General features: G+C 55.0%; 12 protein-coding genes. 8 read left to right on the top strand and 4 right to left on the bottom strand.

The annotated features are described in order from the left end of the window. Nucleotides 1–24: 24 nt before the first annotated feature. Nucleotides 25–1,494, top strand: a complete 1,470-nt coding sequence (locus Fuma_RS28185) for an alkaline phosphatase D family protein (RefSeq protein WP_077027055.1) — start codon at nucleotides 25–27, stop codon at nucleotides 1,492–1,494. Here the strand turns inward: Fuma_RS28185 and Fuma_RS28190 are convergent. Then, complete coding sequence (locus tag Fuma_RS28190) at nucleotides 1,491–3,914, bottom strand: hypothetical protein (protein WP_077027056.1); 2,424 nt, start codon at nucleotides 3,912–3,914, stop codon at nucleotides 1,491–1,493. The two genes, Fuma_RS28185 and Fuma_RS28190, sit on opposite strands and share 4 nt — an antisense overlap. A gap of 819 nt (nucleotides 3,915–4,733) precedes the next feature. Further along, nucleotides 4,734–5,042, bottom strand: a complete 309-nt coding sequence (locus Fuma_RS28200; RefSeq protein ID WP_145944427.1) for a hypothetical protein — start codon at nucleotides 5,040–5,042, stop codon at nucleotides 4,734–4,736. A 542-nt stretch (nucleotides 5,043–5,584) separates the two neighbouring features. Here Fuma_RS28200 and Fuma_RS28205 point away from each other — a divergent pair. Both Fuma_RS28205 and Fuma_RS28210 read left to right on the top strand, forming a co-directional pair. Next, a complete protein-coding gene (locus Fuma_RS28205) occupies nucleotides 5,585–6,547 on the top strand; it encodes a hypothetical protein (protein ID WP_077027059.1) in 963 nt (320 codons plus the stop codon). Nucleotides 6,548–7,098: 551 nt separating this feature from the next. After that, complete coding sequence (locus Fuma_RS28210) at nucleotides 7,099–8,037, top strand: IS110 family RNA-guided transposase (protein ID WP_077028094.1); 939 nt, start codon at nucleotides 7,099–7,101, stop codon at nucleotides 8,035–8,037. A gap of 157 nt (nucleotides 8,038–8,194) precedes the next feature. On the opposite strand, the gene Fuma_RS35005 is transcribed toward Fuma_RS28210, so the two are convergent. After that, on the bottom strand, nucleotides 8,195–8,536 hold the full coding sequence (locus Fuma_RS35005; RefSeq protein ID WP_145944428.1) for a hypothetical protein: 342 nt from the start codon (nucleotides 8,534–8,536) through the stop codon (nucleotides 8,195–8,197). A gap of 189 nt (nucleotides 8,537–8,725) precedes the next feature. Beyond that, nucleotides 8,726–9,349 carry a lectin-like protein gene (locus Fuma_RS28220; RefSeq protein WP_077027061.1) on the bottom strand — a complete coding sequence of 208 codons (624 nt, stop codon included), beginning with the start codon at nucleotides 9,347–9,349 and terminating at the stop codon, nucleotides 8,726–8,728. 648 nt (nucleotides 9,350–9,997) lie between these two features. Between Fuma_RS28220 and Fuma_RS28225 the strand changes: the two genes are divergently transcribed. The 5 genes from Fuma_RS28225 (at nucleotide 9,998) to Fuma_RS28250 (ending at nucleotide 17,494) form a co-directional block, all read left to right on the top strand. Next, nucleotides 9,998–11,119 (top strand): ISAs1 family transposase, encoded by a 1,122-nt coding sequence (locus Fuma_RS28225; RefSeq protein WP_077022466.1) that lies wholly within the window; start codon nucleotides 9,998–10,000, stop codon nucleotides 11,117–11,119. Between the two features lie 1,041 nt (nucleotides 11,120–12,160). Continuing rightward, complete coding sequence (locus tag Fuma_RS28235; RefSeq protein WP_077027063.1) at nucleotides 12,161–12,901, top strand: cysteine peptidase family C39 domain-containing protein; 741 nt, start codon at nucleotides 12,161–12,163, stop codon at nucleotides 12,899–12,901. Further along, the gene (locus tag Fuma_RS28240) at nucleotides 12,901–14,376 is read left to right on the top strand and encodes a RimK family protein (protein ID WP_077027064.1); all 1,476 of its coding nucleotides are present in this window, start codon (nucleotides 12,901–12,903) and stop codon (nucleotides 14,374–14,376) included. The genes Fuma_RS28235 and Fuma_RS28240 overlap by 1 nt, the downstream gene beginning before the upstream one ends. A gap of 219 nt (nucleotides 14,377–14,595) precedes the next feature. After that, nucleotides 14,596–15,852, top strand: a complete 1,257-nt coding sequence (locus Fuma_RS28245) for a carboxylate-amine ligase (RefSeq protein ID WP_077027065.1) — start codon at nucleotides 14,596–14,598, stop codon at nucleotides 15,850–15,852. 82 nt (nucleotides 15,853–15,934) lie between these two features. Beyond that, nucleotides 15,935–17,494: a bifunctional GNAT family N-acetyltransferase/carbon-nitrogen hydrolase family protein gene (locus tag Fuma_RS28250; RefSeq protein WP_077027066.1), complete on the top strand. Its 1,560-nt coding sequence runs from the start codon at nucleotides 15,935–15,937 to the stop codon at nucleotides 17,492–17,494. Nucleotides 17,495–18,009: the final 515 nt, after the last annotated feature.

Genomic DNA, 18,009 nt, shown 5'->3' on the forward strand with positions numbered 1-18,009 from the left:
CCATATTCTACCAGGACTGAACCTATGATCGGCTTTTGTCTATTGACCGCTGCGCTTTTCACGGCAGCGCCTGAAGTGTTTCATGCTCAGGGAGAAATGGCGGGGGAAGTGACATCGACGAGTGTGATTCTTCAATCACGACTCACGTCCGTAGCGAAGCTGACCGATGGCGACGTTCCGGGAACAAGCGGAGTGGCCCGCTTCGAACTGTCTGAGAGCGACGACTTTGGCTCATCACGTACAACCGACTGGTTGAAGGCCGCGCCGGAGAATGATTTCATCGTGAAGGTCCAGGTGAAGGGACTCAAACCGGCGACTCAGTACTATTATCGCCTGATCTTTGGCTCCGATCGCGACTCGGTTCAGACCGGGGAGACCTGCTCTTTCCGAACGCTGCAGGGGCGAGACGGGACGGATGAGGTGAGCTTCGTGGTGGTGACAGGAATGAACTACATGTCGTTTCACTATGGAAAGGTTAAAGAGGGAAAACGAACCGGGGTTGGGGCGTATGAGGGCGATGACAAGCAAGAAGGATTTCCGGCACTCGCGACCATCGCGAAGATGAAACCGGACTTCTTCGTCGGAACAGGCGACAACGTTTACTACGACAGCCACGACGACCGGGAAGCCACTGAGCTCAGAGATCTGCGTCGGAAATGGCACGAACAATTCGTCCAGCCGCGGTTCGTCAAACTTTTCCGGCACGTGCCCACCTACTGGGAAAAGGACGATCATGACCACCGCTTCAACGACTGCGATCGGGAAGGAAATCGCAAGCCGTTAAGTGACCTGGGAATTCAGACGTTTCGTCAACAGGTGCCGGTCGTCGATCCGCTTGATCCCGAAGCGAAGACGTACCGAACCTATCGCGTGAACCAACATCTCCAGATCTGGCTCGTCGAAGGTCGTGATTATCGCAGCCCCAACAGAATGCCCGATGGTCCGGACAAGACGCTTTGGGGAGCGGACCAGATTGCGTGGTTAAAGCAGACGCTGCGGGAAAGCGACGCCACGTGGAAACTGCTGATCTCGCCAACGCCCATGGTGGGGCCCGATGACGCATATAAGCGAGACAATCATACGAATCACAAAGGCTTTCGTCACGAAGGCCGCGCATTCTTTGACTGGATCAAACAACAGCGACTCGACAGGAAAGGCTTCCACGTGATTTGCGGCGATCGACACTGGCAGTACCACTCCATCGATCCGACGGGAATCGAGGAGTTTTCCAGTGGTGCACTCGTGGATTCCAACTCACGCCTCGGCCGCGACCCGGGCGATCCCAAATCCACGGACCCGGATGCGAAGATCAAACAACTGCACACGCAAACGGAAGCCTCGGGAGGATTCCTGAAAGTCACCGTGCAGGACAACGGTGACATTCGGTTTGAGTTTTTCGACGAAAATGGTGAGAGGCTCTATCGTGTCGTCAAGCCTGTGTGGAGGCACAAAGCGGAAGGCGGACAGCCGGATAAAGTGGAGGCTTCTCGCTAACTCTGTTCCGCAATCTGCTCGGATTCCAGGGCATGGTGACTTTTGAGCATAGAGATGAATGCTGGCTGCAGTTCCGTCTTCTGTTGCTGCAGATACGCCAGCATCTCCCGGCCTAGTGCCGTGTTGGACTGGTGATGCCGCACGCGTTTGTTGATTTGCACAATCTCCATCTGGTCAAACAAGTCAGGGCGTACTCCGGCCTTCGTCCGAGCCGCATGAAAAACGCAGTCGCTGAAGTGAGCTCCGTCGATGGCATTGAGTCGGTAAATCGGTTTGTTTTCTTCGCTGATTTGAGGTGCAAAACGGCAACGAGCGAATGTGAGGGCACCACACAATTCGTCGTCCATTCCTGCGGCAAACCGATCGACCGTACAATCCTGCAGCGTTGCGTCCGCGCTGCTGGCTCCCAGGAACACACAAAGTTGACGGCAGTTGACAAAGCGAATCGTGGGGTACAGAGCGAATTCGTCGGCGTAGTCCTGCTGAGTTGACGATCCAAGCTGGAAATGAACGTGCTCCGCTGTATCCGGAGCTGCCGGTTCGATGGATTCCAAACGAATGTTTTCAAACAACATTTCGCAATTGAATCCGGCGTCCGGTCGAGCGTGGTCTCGCTCGCGATCCAGCCGGTAGTTTCCAGGGGCGAAGATTCGGATCAGTCGAACACCTTCATCCCGCCTGACAACGTCCACGTTGCGGACAGTGATGCGGCGTGGAAAGAAGTGCCGGCTGTTGTCTTTGTTTTGCGAGAACTTCGCGATCTGAAACATCCACACCGGAGAATTAGAATCGGGGGCGGCCGTGAAATCGAACTGAAAGTTCTCCACCGTGACCGATCGAGCGCAGCCAATCGGATAGCCATAGTCTGCCGCATCCGGATGGCTGTAGATCACGTTGACCGATCCGTTGCTCACCGGCATCAGTTTGCAGTTGCGAATGGAGATGTCCCCATCCCATTTGCCCCCGAAGTCTCGTCGCAGATTCAGAAAGCGGTTGCCCGTTTGTTCCGTGTTTTCGATGGTCAGGTCACCACCTCCGGTCACTGAGATTCCCCGGAGCCCGATCTGACTGTCCTGAATTGTCAGGTTCCAGCAATGGAAGTGGACATCCACACGGTTCAGACGACATTGCTGGATTCGAAAATTCTTGTTTAGGTTGGTGCCAAACACGCCCCAGTGCAAACGCGTCCCTTCGGCGGTGAGATTTCGGAAGGTGCAGTTCAGCATTCTGTTGCCGCTGATTCCATACGTGCCCGCTCCCACTCGCTTTTTGGGATCTTTGCGGTTCTGTTCCCACGGGATCAGGCGGATATTTTCCAGCGTCACATTGTAGACGCCAGTGAGCGTGTAGAATCCGGAGCGTGGTTCCATAGAAGCATCATGCTTACCGGGTTCCAGGCCGACCCACTGATTCTGAATGATCGTGCGGCTGCGTTCCACGCGAAACCCGTTGGAGTAGTACCCTGTATATTTTTCGCCCGGGTTGTCGCCGGACAGATAGAATCCGCCTCCGCTAATGATCAGAAAACTGTCGTCGCAAGGTGTGGCGACCAGTTTGGTGTAGTCTTTGAACGACCACGCGATGTCTCCCAGAATCCGTCCGTCCTCTTCGACATAGAACAGTTCTTCACGGTCCCATGATTGTCCGGAATAGCGATCTCCGGAGCGGAAGCCGATCTGGTCATTTTCATCGGCAATACTGATCAAGCAGTTTCGATAGTCGGCCAGTTCCGGGATGTGGTGAACTCCTGGCTTCAAGTGCTGCAGCAGCGATTCTTTTTGTTCGTCATCCAGTTCGATGGCCTGGCGTTCCTGCTGGCTGGAGACGGCAAAGCGAGGAATACGCTTTCTGTTGAATCGTTCATCAATGTGAAAGATCGTGTTGCCCCATTCCACATTTGTACGGATGGGGATGGCCGTCGTTTTGGTAATCCAGAATTCGCCGCTTGTTTGTACGACGGGCAACTGATGTTGATTGGCGAAGCGATGGGCGGCTTTGATCGAGACGCCGTCATCGTCGGTGCCGTTTCCCTGAGCTCCAAACATCCGGTAGTTGACTGAATTTCCCGGCACCAGATTCGCGTGTCGTCCACCTTTGAGCTCACGACTGTGAGAGAAGTCATCTTCAGGCTTGTCAGCCACGACAGAATAAACCGCGCCGCCACCATCTCCCGGAGCATGGAATCCCAGAGTCTGAATCACGTCACCTGGTTGCAGGTCCTCCGCCTGCTGCATGTGTTTGATCGACTGAAACTGTCGCGTGGGGCGGAATGCCTCGGCGTTCGTTTCCGAGGTCTCCTGTACGGCAGCGGCCAGCGAACGTGAACCGTGTGCTCCGACAGCTCCGACAGCTCCGGCGGCTCCGGCAGCAGCCAGGGCGGTCAATACGTTGCGGCGATCCACCGGTTGAGAGTGTTGCATTTGGGAATTCATCGGGGTGTTTCTGTTCCGGTTCAGGTTGGCGACTGCCGTTGTTGGGGCATGTCTGTTTTTGAACCAGGTAGTGTGAACAGTCCGGCTCGGTTTTCAACCGCTCAATCGGTCGCCCCGCCCCAGGCAGCTTCGCTGGGCGAGCGTTCATCATCGTGAGGCGTTTTCCGCGTTTTCCGAGCCCACCATGTCATCGCATCATTCGAATTCAGTGCAGCAGTTTCCCATTTGTTGTGGACGGTTCGGGCTCGTGGGAAACAGTCGTCAAAGTCCGAACCCCCGAGGTTCAGGCAGCGGGGCTCGATGTTCGGCATCGATCACGGCCGCGATGAAAAGCCCAAATCGAAAAAATACAGCCGTTTCAGTGCCGCACCTTCAGTTCGGGCTTCCTGAACAAAGGCTTGTGAGCTTCGGCTGAACGTGTTCTTCGCCAACCTTCGCCGTCCAATTCACCTCACACCCACGCTATCCCCACGTCGTGCGCCAAGCGAAATCAAAGCCTCACGTGTTATGCCCGAGCGTTTTAAGTGCCCTTGGATGTGACGCATCGACTCAAACAACGGAACCGCTTCCTGCCACCTTTTACCCCTACCGTACCAACGCTCCCATGGTTAGGCTGACGCTGGATACGGTTCGTTCTGTGTGACGATTGCCAGAAGTTGTTTAACCCGTAGCCGAAGGCGCAGGCGTCTTCTCTTCGGCATCAATGAGTCTTCAGCTTCCGCAACACCAGACCCGCCCCAAGCATCGCCTGCGCCTTCGGCTGCGGGTTAAACGATCTCCTGACCCCGCCGGCGGAATCGACGGCGTCTATTCCTTGATTCTTGACGCTTTAAATGTCCAGTTATCGCCCTTTCCGTCCGTGAAAATTCCGCTCCATTCTCCAAGCTTGTCCAACGATAACGTCGCGGTCCCTTTCATTTTTAGCATCCGTTTATTCTCTTTTGTGAACACTCTGAAATCGTCGACGTCAATACGTGTCTTCTTACCGTTTGGGCTGTTCCGGCCTACTTTTTTTGAAAACTCGGGATCTGATGGAGTGTCTTTCTGAAACAGGACATGATTCGACACCCGGAACTGGCCAACCAGTACTTTCGCGGGTGTCTGCTTCTTTGACATCCTGAACCTCCAGACAGCACCATCGAAGTTGTCTTGAGCGGTCGCGATCGAAACGCAGCACACCGCGAAGAAGACGCACAGCCCAGGCTTTGCCGCATTCTGTATCGAAAGAGATTTCATTCTGTCGTTTCATTCATGAGATGGTGTTGAACCGGAAGTTATCTATCGCTCGGCCACTGGCCGAAAGCCTGTGATCAGCCACGGCAGGTCAGGCTTCGCCGACGCTGCAAGTTGAGAAGAAAAGGTCAAGCATTACAAGTTCAGGCAGGGGCGCAAAAGGCTGCTTTCCAGTGGCCTGAATCGCAGGTCTTGGTTGTGTTTTCCATGACGATGGCTGCCGTCGTTAATCAGGCGGCCAACCGCAAATTGCACGATCAGTCGATTTAAGACGAGTCGATCTGACTGGTGCCTATTGAGGTTCGTCCGGGGCGAGGGTTTGGGGGGCGTAACAAAGACCCCGAATTTACTGTAACACAAACTCAGAATCTCCGCTTTGAGTTCAGGTGACTATTCCCTGAACCTTCAATCTGGAGAGATGCAAAATGTTTGGAAAAAGCAAGAAGTCGCGACGGCAGGCAAAACACGTGGTGACGTCCGGTTGTGTGCAATCCCTGGAAGAACGTCGACTAATGACGGGTGACGTTAAGGTCCTTCTCAGTTCGACGGACAGCCGCGACCTGGTCATTAATGGCGACAACTCATCGAACGATATTTTGATCGAAGAAGTCGGCATCGACCGTATTCGCGTCACTGGACAAAACGGAACGCGAATCAACGGTGGGATGCGCCCGGTAACGCTGACCGTGACTGATGATGTTAACGTCAACATGAATGGTGGAGATGACAGTGTTACGATACGAAATTTGAATCTCGACAACGCCTACCACAATGACCTGAACATCAACCTTGGGAGCGGGCGTGACACGCTCAACATTGAGGCTACGGATGTGGCTCGACATGTAAATGCCAAGGGTGGCGACGGAAACGACTATCTCGGCTTCCGTGAGATCCATGTCGGTGATCTGTTGGTTGATGGTGAATATGGCGACGATAGGTTTAGGTTGAATGAGGTGGTTGCCGACGCGTCGGTGACGCTGGATGGTGGAGAAGACTGGGACAGTTTCGAAGTCCGTGACAGCGTTGTTGGAAACGATTTGATCGTCACCGGCGATTCCGGTGATGACAGAGTGTTTATTGACGCGATTGACGTCGCGGACGACATTCGCGTCAATCTGGGATCGGGAGATGACGACGTCAACATCTACAGTAGTGACGCAGACGACATCTCGGTTGTTGGCGGAACGGGTGATGACTCAGTCGGTCTGAGCTACAACGATGTTGTCGACCAGCTCTATGTCAGCCTCGGTGCTGGCAACGATGATCTGTATTTCCCAAGCAATAGTGTCGGACGCCACTATTTCGACGGTGGCACGGGCCGGGACACGTGGTACTCAGGCATCGCAAGCTATTTTTGGTCGTGGGTGAATTTCTACAACTTTGAGTAGTAATCGATCGGCAGGATACGACGCCTGAGTACCATCGCTTCTCTGGCGTCGTCTGCCCGGCGGCGCTTTATGTGCAAAGTTCCTTGTACGTCCGACGGAATTGCAAACGGAAATTTTTGACGTTATTCGATTCAGCAGTTGCGGTAGGTCAGGCTGTGCCTGACGCGTTTGTGGCTCGGTGCGTCAGGCAAAGCCTGACCTACGGCTACTCGTGGACGCCCATCGACTTCTCTCCTCATCGTTGCCGGCAATGATAACGTCCTTCCCGCCGGCAGCTCACGAAAGACTCCGGCCCTGGCGGGGAATTGCGGGCTGCTCGCATTTGGTCCGCACAGCGGACCCTTGTATCTTTGGCGATTGTCTGTGATAGATGGAACAGGTGAGGAACAGGTTGTTCCTGTTCCCCACCTCAGAGCGGCAGATCGTCGGACCCTTGGTTTAAAAGACCGTGGCGTAGCGTGATCGTCGCTCCGGAATCATGTACTCAGCCCGAACAGTCGCCGGAGCGGCGTCCACCGCCAGCTCGTATCAGCAAGGAAGGGATCGTACACGTGCAGCATAACAACTTGTGTGCAGGAATTGATGTCGCCAAAGCCAAACTCGATGTCGCACTCAGCTCGGGGAAAAGGGTCACGACGTTCGGCAACGATGCCGACGGACACCAACAACTGCTGCGATTCCTCGAAACGGCTCAGGCCAGCCTGGTGTGTCTGGAAGCCACCGGCGGATACGAACGATCGCTCGTGGCCGCGCTGCACAAAGCCTGCCACGCGACGGCTGTGGTGAACCCGCGTCAGATACGAGATTTCGCCCGAGCCGCCGGCCAGCTGGCAAAGACCGATGCCATTGATGCCGCAATCATCGCCAGGTACGCGCGAACGATGCAGCCCCGACAAACCACTCCACTCCCCAAAGCCCATCAGCAACTGCGCGACCTGGCGGCCCGCAGACGCCAGGTCGTCGCCATGCGGATCAGCGAGCAAAATCGTCTGCAAATCACTTGTGACAAGTCTATTCAGACACTCATCCGCAAGTCGATGACCATGCTCGAAAAGCAAATCAATGTCATCGAAGAACGCATGGCTCGTCTGATCGACAAAGACACCGAACTGGCGCGACGAAAACGAATCCTGTTGTCGGTCCCGGGCATCGGACCGGCCACGGTCGGAGTCCTCCTCGCCGAGTTGCCCGAACTGGGCATGCTCAATCGTGGCCAGATCGCCAAACTCATCGGAGTCGCCCCAACGAATCGGGACAGCGGGACACTGCGGGGAAAACGGACAACCGGCGGCGGACGGGCACACATTCGCAAAGCGCTCTACATGCCCGTTGTCGTTGCGAAGAAACACAATCCGGCCATCAAACGTTTCTACGAGCGGCTGCTTGAGAACGGCAAGGCACCGCTGTGTGCTATCGTCGCCGCAATGCGAAAACTCATCACAATTCTCAACGTCATGATCCGAGACGACAAACTCTGGAGCCAACCCTGAAATCGAGCCCCATCCTTCGTCACCGTCACCTCAGCCGTCACAATCATGCGGTTGAGGTGACGGCGGCGGAGGATGGGGCGACCCCAAACCGTCAAAGCAACAACTGTAAGTCATTTCCAGAAAACTCACTTGAATCTCAAGACAGTCGCTACTTGCTTCATTTTTTCGGAACTGGCGTCCAGCTTCCAATTGGAACTGCAAACTCCTCATGGGCACATTCCATGGCCATTTCCAGGGTGTCCTGCAGGTAATCGTAGGTCGACTTGTCGGTGCTGTCAGCATAACGAATAACGTAGAATCCAACGTCGGATTCGGGGACAATTTCGTAGCGGTGGTGGGCGTGATGCGCGATGTGGGTTGTGCCGGATTGCATTGGTCGACGACGCTGTAAAGATCGCAATTCGTGATTGAGTTCGCTATGTGAGGTCAGGCTTTGCCCGACGCGTTTGTGGCTCGGTTCGTCAGGCAAAGCCTGACCTACGGCTACTGAAAACCGCATGGCCGTTGCTGGTCACCTCCACGCCCACGGTGATCAGGCATCGCATTCTGCCCAAACTCTCGAGGCCATCGCCTCACACGAAGTGGAATGGCGACCCGGCAGATCGTTCCCACGAAACACCAGCTCAGCCGCCAGGAAACGTAAAAAACAAGCGACCCCAAACACCCGCAAAACAAAACAAATACAAGCTTAGTTCCATTGTGCACAGCCTGATCTACGCCTACTTCCGCGCCGGCGCATCCTTCGATACAAGCACACGGGCACAGCGAAAAACAAAAGAAAAGCTGAAGACGGTTCCGGGACAGGTGATGCACTTACTTCAACAACACCGAACGGTAAATCAGCTCCTGGGTCAGTAAAAATGTCGTGCCACAGTGATGGAGCACCCCAGTTTGCGAACATGCCAACCCAATCTTCGCCCGCATGACCGCTCGCTGGTTCACCTGGCGCAAAGTTAGAATATGGAGAAATCTCACCACTTGCCCAAATGAAATCGCCTTCTGCTACATGATCGCTTAGCCCGATCCACAACGAAATTTTGTTCCGTACAGGAAGATTGTTTTGTATTGCGTAGTTTTCAGCTACCGCCGAGAACGTGTTGAACACAAAATCGTTTTCCGCCTGTGAGTTGATGGTAGCCAGATGCCCACCGAGCGTGACAGCCTCGGCCTCTGCGTCTAACCACCATTTTGTGCCGTCAGCGTCGAGCAAATGATACGTATTCCCACCGAACTGAGCGGTGTGGATAATGCCAGCGTCGAGATTTTTCGAACTCGATGCGAACAAAATGGCAATAAAGATGAACCGAATCATTTTCCAATCCACAAATATAATAAAAGGAAAACACGTGTCTTGGAGCATTCTACTGCATCACGCATGTCACAAATAGGGGCGGTACGGGGATATACCACACTCGACAATCCTAGGTGGAGTCACCATACAACCACTCGGCGTGGTTCGCAAGGTTGCAGTTTTGTTTGGTTATAATGTAGTTATAGATAGGTCAGGCTTTGGCCAATGGAATCAAGGCTTCGTAGGTCAGGCTCCTTGGATAGACCGGAGACATTGGTGACACCCGTTGTGGTGTTAAAGGTTATTGTTCTAAGGTTTGTTTGACTTGGGATGAAGGAGTCGGGATCGCCCGCCACTTCACGATGGCGATTGCAACCCGCGTTGGCGAATTGCGGCTTCAACCTCTGCCGCAAGAGAAACAAGCACATCTCTTACGTCAGGCGTCGCGAAATCGATGATCTCCCCTGACGGCATTTGTAGCCATGCTGCGGCGTAAAGACGTGCAATCGTTTTTTCACGTTCACTTGGTTGCACAGTCCCAGGGTATGCAGTGCTAGGCGGATTGCGCGACATTGGATAAGATGGTATAGATGGCAACCTTCAGTGTCAGTGTGATGTTTCACGCTGCTATGTGTGCTGAAATGTTTGAGCCGCGAAAGGATTCCTGCCATGCCTTTGTCCACCAGTTTTGTCGATCATTTCTCTGATGTTACGGATCCAAGGCGCGGTGAGCCGGTCTATCCGCTTCAAAATATTCTGTTCATTGCAGTCTGTGCTGTGATCAGTGGCGCGGATGATTTTGTCGCGATTGCGAAGTTTGGCAGAACGAAACGAGATTGGTTTGCGAAGTATCTCGATCTGTCCGCAGGGATTCCGTCGCACGATCGTTTCAACGCCATCCTCGCTCTGATTCGTCCTGCAGAATTTGAAAAGTGCTTACTGAATTGGATCACTTCTCTGCAGAAAATCAGTGACGGACAAATCATCGCGATCGATGGTAAGACACTCCGTCGCAGCTATGACAAAGCCAGTGGCAAGTCGGCCATCCACATGGTCAGTGCATGGGCCACAGCCAATCATATCAGTCTCGGGCAAGTCGTCGTCGATGCGAAGAGTAATGAGATTACGGCGATTCCCAAACTGCTGGAATTGATCGAGGTTTCCGGTGCTTTAGTGACGATTGACGCCATGGGTTGCCAAACGGAAATCGCGTCGAAGATTGTCGACGCAGAGGCGGACTATTGTCTTGCCGCGAAAGGCAATCAGCCCACGCTACACGCAGGTCTTGTCGCGTTCTTCGCCGACCATTTGGAAGATGACTTTGCACGCTGTCCGGTGCGACGATTTGAAACGAAAGAAAACACCGGCGGCCGCGAAGATTTGCGACAGTATCTGATCTGTCGTGCGCCGGAGGATCTTCCGGACGCACATCGCTGGAAGAACCTGAAGGCGATCGGGATCGCGATCAACAACACTCTCCGCGACGGCAAAATGTGCATCGGCATCCGCTATTACATTTTAAGCCGTTATGTCTCCGGCCGTCGTTTCGCCGAAGCTGTGCGGAGCCATTGGGGTGTCGAGAACAATTTGCATTGGCAACTGGACGTCACTTTCCAGGAAGATCAATCGAGGATCCGTAAAGGCCACGCAGACATGAACTTCAGCATCCTTCGCCGCACGGCGTTGAGTCTTCTGAAAAACGAATCCACAGCCAAGGTGGGGATCAAAAACAAAAGACTCAATGCTGCCTGGGATGAGACATACCTCGCGAAAGTCCTGTTCGGCAAATGACTTAGCGTGCAATCCCCCTGTATGCAGTGCCGATTGCGTCGAAGGCATCGGCCACCCACGCTTGCACGGCATTGCCAACTGCAACGTGAGTGTCGCATGACTTTGCAAACAACTGGCCACGACGAAGTTTGTCCGTTGCAGTCTGGTAGTGACCTGCCTTTTGTTCGATTGCCTTGGTTCTAATGAATCGGTGCCAGTAGTAGTGGAGCGCGCCAGACTTTGCCGTGAAAGACAAAGGCAGTTCCGTGGCAGTGGGCGCTGATGATAATGATGATGGCGGTTGTGGGGCGACGGACTCGACCTCAAGATTGCGATTACCTGGCTCTGCCGGTACCGACGCGAGCGTCGTCTTTGGCGTTGAAAGCCTAGCCCATCGGAGGACTGAGTGGCGTTGGTCTGGAAACAGCCATGCGAGGAACGTCGCGAGAATACTTAGTGCCCCAAGAAGTAGTCCGAACTCTTGCATGGATTGTGTAAGCTGCTTTGATGGTCGCGGTATAACAATCTAGTCATTGGGTCAGTTCACCGGGATAAAACTCATACTGCCGGATAATTCCAGTGACGATTGTATTTTATCTCGGGTTGGGGGGTGCCGCAAGGACACCCAAGTGTAGGCCGGTGTGAGACATGAAATCCCGGTGGCCGGCGGTTGGTGATACGGCGTTGGGAGGACAATGAGCTTGGCGATTTTCCGCCCGAACGCTGGTTGACAGAAGCCGCCTATCACCCCCGAACAGGTAATTGAATTCTTACAGCCGCTGCTGGTTCCGGTACTCCGGCCTGGCAGCGACTGCAGGGTGTGCGAGCGGTCGAAGCCTGTCGTGAGCTGGCTTTGGGCCCGTCGCAGCCCTGAGCCGAACGCGAGAATTTTTCGTACTCGGGACAATTTTTGCCCTTCGATCTATCCCGGAACGGCCAGCGTCGCGTACATATCTGCATGCTTCGCACAGTTGACGAAGGCAATGGACCAAAGTCGGTCGGTGGTGTTCCCGACGGCTCGTCTGTTGCACTTCGGTCCGGCGAAGAATGCGAACCGCATTGATGCACCACAACCTCCCGTTGGAGATGACTCGGCAGCCGGACGACTTCACGTGCGGCCCCACCTGTTTGCAGGCGATCTATCGCTACTATGGCGACGATCTGCCGCTGACGTCTTTGATTGAAGACGTTCCCACGTTCACCGACGGCGGTACGCTGGCCGTGATGCTCGGCTGTGACGCATTGACGCGCGGCTATGAAGCGACCATCTACACCTTCAACCTTCAGGTGTTTGATCCCAGCTGGTTTGGCAGCAGTCGCGTCGACCTGGCGGAACGGTTGATGGGTCAGAAAGCGGTCCGCCAGAATCCGAAGCTGATCACGGCGTGTGATGCGTACATTGAGTTTCTGAACCGTGGCGGATCGATCCGGATGCAGGATCTGAACGGCACGTTGATCCGCAAATACCTGAAGCGGTCGATCCCCATTCTTACCGGCCTGAGTGCCACATACCTGTACAGCGAATCGCGTGAGATTGCGGAAACTTCGACGCCGGACGATCTTCGTGGCACACCCAGCGGCCACTTTGTGGTGTTGTCGGGGTTTGATGGGGTAGAACGAACGGTGCAGGTGTCGGACCCTTTTTTGCCAAACCCGCTTTCTCAGGGACATCAGTACGAAGTGCCGCTGGATCGAGCCATCTGTTCGATTCTATTGGGGATCATGACCTACGACGCAAACCTGCTGATCATTCGTCCCCGTGATCCGCAACATCATTTCTTCCAGGGAACGGAACAGCGTTAATGACAGCATTGATTGTGACGTCGGATGCGCGAGACTGGCCATTCGACATCTCCGGAGTCGACGTGGTGGACGCGTGGACGTATCTGACGTCTCCGGAATTCGGCAACGCTCGCCGAACCACGCGAGTCTTCAATCTGTGCCGCAGTTATCGCTACCAGAGTACAGGCTATTACGTGTCGTTGCTGGCGGAAGCGCGCGGGCACAAGCCGCTTCCCGGTGTGACAACACTTCAGGACCTGAAGACTCGGTCGATGATCCGGCTGGTGTCGGACGAACTGGATGAACTGATTCAGAAAAGTCTGGCTCCGCTACAGTCGTCCGAATTTACACTCAGCGTCTATTTCGGCCGCAACCTGGCTCAGCGATATGATCGATTAAGCCTGCATCTTTTCAATCAGTTTCCGGTGCCGCTGTTGCGGGCTGAGTTCATCAAACGTGACGAAACATGGCAGATCCGGCGGATCAAAGCTTTGTCTGGCGCGGACGTGCCAGCGAACCACACGGAATTCGTGACGGAGGCCGCTCAACGCTATTTCGGTGGCCGCAGCACCTCAGTGAAGGTTCGGAAACGCACGCGATTTGACCTCGCCATCCTGCACGATCCGCTCGAAAAAGATAACGCTCCGTCCGACGAAGCCGCGTTGAAGAAGTTTCTGAAGGCGGCCGAGAAGGCAGAAATCAACGCCGAATTACTCACGAAGGACGACTTCGGGCGGCTGCTGGAATTTGATGCGTTGTTCATCCGCGAAACCACGGCGGTCAATCATCACACCTACCGGTTCGCTCGCCGAGCGGCCAGTGAAGGCATGATTGTGATCGACGATCCGGTGTCGATTTTGCGGTGTACGAACAAAGTTTATCTGGCGGAACTGCTCACTCGTCACAAGATCCCGATCCCCCGCACGGTGCTGCTGCATCGCGAAAACGCGGACAGCATCGCGGCAGAGTTGGGGTTTCCGTGCGTCATCAAAAAGCCGGACAGCGCGTTTTCGCAGGGCGTGGTGAAGATTAAGTCTGAAGACGAATTGCGTGAGCAGTTGCCGAAGTTCTTTGATGAATCGGAATTGCTTGTGGCTCAGGAATTCCTGCCGACCGACTTCGACTGGCGTATCGGGGTGCTCGACAATAAGCCGCTGTTTGCCTGCCGCTACTTTATGGCGCGAGGTCACTGGCAGATTATTCGCCAGGAACGCGCCGGAGCGGGCCGCTACGGAAAGACCGAAACCGTTCCGGTCGAACTCGCCCCGCGCAAGGCGGTCGACGTCGCCGTGAAGGCGGCGAACCTGATCGGCAACGGGTTGTACGGAGTCGACGTGAAGGAAACGGCGAATGGTTTTCATGTGATCGAAGTCAACGACAACCCCAACATTGATGCCGGAGCCGAAGATGCTCTGCTAAAGGACGAACTGTACAGCCGAATTATGGACGTCTTTGTGCGTCGCATCGAAGCAGCAAAGGCGCGGAATCATGACTGATCGATTGCAGGTGAAACACTCGGCTTCTACCTCCCCCAAGCGAAGCGCGAGGGGGAGGTCGGACAAGCGGAGCAATGTCCGGGAGGGGGTTCGTGCGCTGCCGATGGCGGTCTGCACACTCGACCCTACCCCGAACTTGCTGCGCTCGTTCGACCCCGCCTGCAATGAATTGCCGGAGGGGGGCGCGGGCTGTCGTTTTGGGGAGTCAACTGCAAACCGATGAGCGACATAACTCAGTCAATTACTTCGCTGCACCTGTTCGAAGCCTTCGGCGTCGAAATTGAGTACATGATTGCTGACCGTTCGACGCTGGACGTGTGTCCGATCGCTGACAAGCTGATCGAAGCGGAGTGTGGTTCGATTCAGGATGAGATCACGCTCGGCGACCTGGCATGGTCGAACGAGCTGGCTTTGCATGTCATTGAACTCAAGACAGCGTTGCCCGCGCCTTCGTTGACTGGGTTGTCTCAAGTGTTTCAGGACCATGTCGGCCGAATCAACGGTCACTTGAAAGGCCAGAACGCGACGTTGCTTCCGTCGGCGATGCATCCGTGGATGAATCCAGCCACAGAAATGCAGCTTTGGCCACATGGTTACAGCGAGGTCTACGAAGCCTTCGACCGGATCTTTGACTGCACCGGACACGGCTGGGCGAATTTGCAAAGTGTGCACCTGAATTTGCCGTTCTGCGGAGACGAAGAATTCGGGCGATTGCATGCGGCGGTTCGGCTGGTGCTGCCGCTACTGCCTGGCCTTGCGGCGTCGTCGCCGCTGATGGACGGGCGGCCATCGGGGATGCTGGATACCAGACTCGACGTCTATCGGTCCAATGCCCGCCGCGTGCCGTTGGTGTCCGGGCACGTGATTCCTGAACAAGCGTTTACCGAAGCAGACTATCGTCGGCTGATTTTTGAACCGATGTTTCAGCAGATCGCCCCGCTGGATCCGGACGGTATTCTTCAGGACGAATTCCTGAACGCGCGTGGTGCGATTGCGAGGTTCGATCGGGGTTCGATCGAAATTCGAGTGATCGACGTGCAGGAATGTCCGGCGGCGGACCTTGCGATTTTGCAGGCCACGGTGGCGGTGCTGAAAGCCTTGACGGAAGAACGCTGGAGTCGACTTGCTGAACAGCAGGCCGTCGAAGTGGAACCTCTGTTCCGGATTTTGCGCGACGCCATCCGTGTGGGGCACGACGCGGTGATTGACAACGCAGCTTATCTGAGTCTCTTCGGATTTCGAAAGTCGTCAGCCAGCGTCGGCGAATTGTGGCGGCATCTGATAGACTGCACTTCGCCGGAAACGGATGCAGCCACGGCGACGGCTCTGGATGTGATTCTGGACGAAGGTCCGCTGGCTGCCAGAATCCTGAAACGGTTGCACGGCAATACATCGCATGAAGAAACGGCGAACGTCTATCGCGACCTGGCGAACTGCCTGACTGGCGGGCGGCCGTTTTCGTCGGACGTGAATTAACGCTAATTTTCAGGTGCGACGATCTGCAAGCAGTTAGCGGTCCGAACCTGTTCCATTCACCAACACGCCACACAGAAATTACATGGAAACCATCGACCTTAAAGACCACGAATGGAAAACTGTTCTGCGACCGCTGTCCATCGACGACTTCGATGAACTGATCGCAATGCAGCTTGCCTGTTTTCCCGGCATGCACCCGTGGGAACGCGACCAGATTGAAAGTCAGTTGCAGCACTTTCCGGACGGTCAAATGGTCATCGAAATCGAAGGCAAGCTGGCGGCATCCAGTTGCAGTCTGATTTTGAACTACGACGTCAACATGGAGTGGCACGACTGGAAAAAGGTGGCGGACGAAGGCTACATCCGCAACCACAATCCCAAAGGCGACACTCTGTATGGCATCGAAATTATGGTGCATCCGGAATTTCGAGGGATGAAGCTGGCGCGGCGATTATATGACGCTCGCAAAGAACTGTGCCGCGAAAAGAATCTGGCGAGAATCATCGTGGCCGGGCGACTGCCGGGTTACGGCAAACACGCCGATGATATGACGGCTCGCGAATACGTCGAAGGTGTTGTTGACAAAACACTGTACGACCCGGTTCTGACGGCTCAGATTTCCAATGGCTTCGCGCTGCAGGGACTGATCCCAAATTACTTTCCGTCTGATTCGGCCAGTCGCGGTTACGCATCGTTTTTGGAATGGCGGAATCTTGACTACGTCAAGGGGGCCAAGCGGCGTTTTCTGAGTGCCACGGAACTGGTTCGTATCGCGGCCGTTCAGTATCAGATGCGAACAATCAAAGACTTCAGCGACTTCGCTCAGCAGTGCGAATTCTTCATCGACACGGCCAGCGAATACAAGAGCGACTTCGTCCTGTTTCCCGAACTGCACACGACTCAGCTGCTGTCCTGCATTCCCGAACTGCGTCCTGGCGAGGCGGCTCGTAAGCTGGCGGAATTCACGCCGCAGTATCTGGACTTCTACACCGAAATGGCGGTGAAGTATCACGTGAACATCATTGGCGGTTCACAGTTCGTGATGGAAGACGAGGCGTTGTACAACGTGTCGTACCTGTTTCGCCGCGACGGAACTCTTGAGAAGCAGGAAAAGATTCACATCACTCCCAGCGAACGCAAGTGGTGGGGCGTGACTCCGGGGCGCAAGGTCAACGTGTTTGAAACAGACTGCGGCACCGTTGCGATTCTGATTTGCTACGACATCGAATTTCCGGAACTGGTCCGCATCGCGGCGGCCAAGGGAGCTCAGATTGTCTTTGTGCCGTTCAACACCGACACGCGGCACGGCTATTTGCGAGTCCGAAACTGCGCGATGGCTCGCTGCGTGGAAAATCACGTCTACGTCGCCGTGGCCGGCTGTACGGGCAACCTTCCATTCGTGGAAAACAGCGATATTCACTACGCTCAATCAGCCATTTTTACGCCTGCTGATGCTGAGTTCGCTCGCGACGCCATCGCGGCCGAAAGCAATGCCAACATCGAAACGCTGATTATTCACGACGTCGATGTGGAGCAGTTGCGACGGCACAAAGAAACGGGCAGCGTGCAGAACTGGAACGACCGGCGCAAGGATCTGTACAAGGTGGTCTATCAGGAAGACGGCCACGAATTTTCGGTTTAGAGCAGTTTCCCATTTGTCGTGGACGGTCCGGGCTCGTGGAAATCAGCCTTCATCGTGCGAAACGCTTGTTCCGCGGCTACCGGTCAGCGAGGTTCGCTGTAGCACGAGGTTGTATGTCGAAATGTGAGCGGGCTGTGGCGGCTTTCGGTAGCTGATTCTCTGCGTTTTCGTTGCCGCAGCACGTTTTCAGGTGGCTGCGCCGAATTCTCGGCCGACGATCGTCACGCGCTATTGCGGGCACAGTCTTGCGATATCCGCCATCGTCGAATCTGTTACAGTCCGGTGCGAGTTGCCCACCTGACTGCTCTCTTAGAACCCCTAACAAGACCTGTGTGGCCGCGTTGTGACGACAGTTGTCGAGATGCAAGGAAAAGTGACGAGGCGACAGATGTCGTCGAGGAGCGCTGACGCCGCAGATCGGCTGCTGTCGTCGCAACCCTCCGGGCCGCTTGTGTTTCCGCCTCAGGCGGCGTCGTTCGTCGTCGACGACATTTGTCGCCTCCTCCTCACTTCTT

This window comes from Fuerstiella marisgermanici (assembly GCF_001983935.1).
Classification (GTDB): Bacteria; Planctomycetota; Planctomycetia; order Planctomycetales; family Planctomycetaceae; genus Fuerstiella; species Fuerstiella marisgermanici.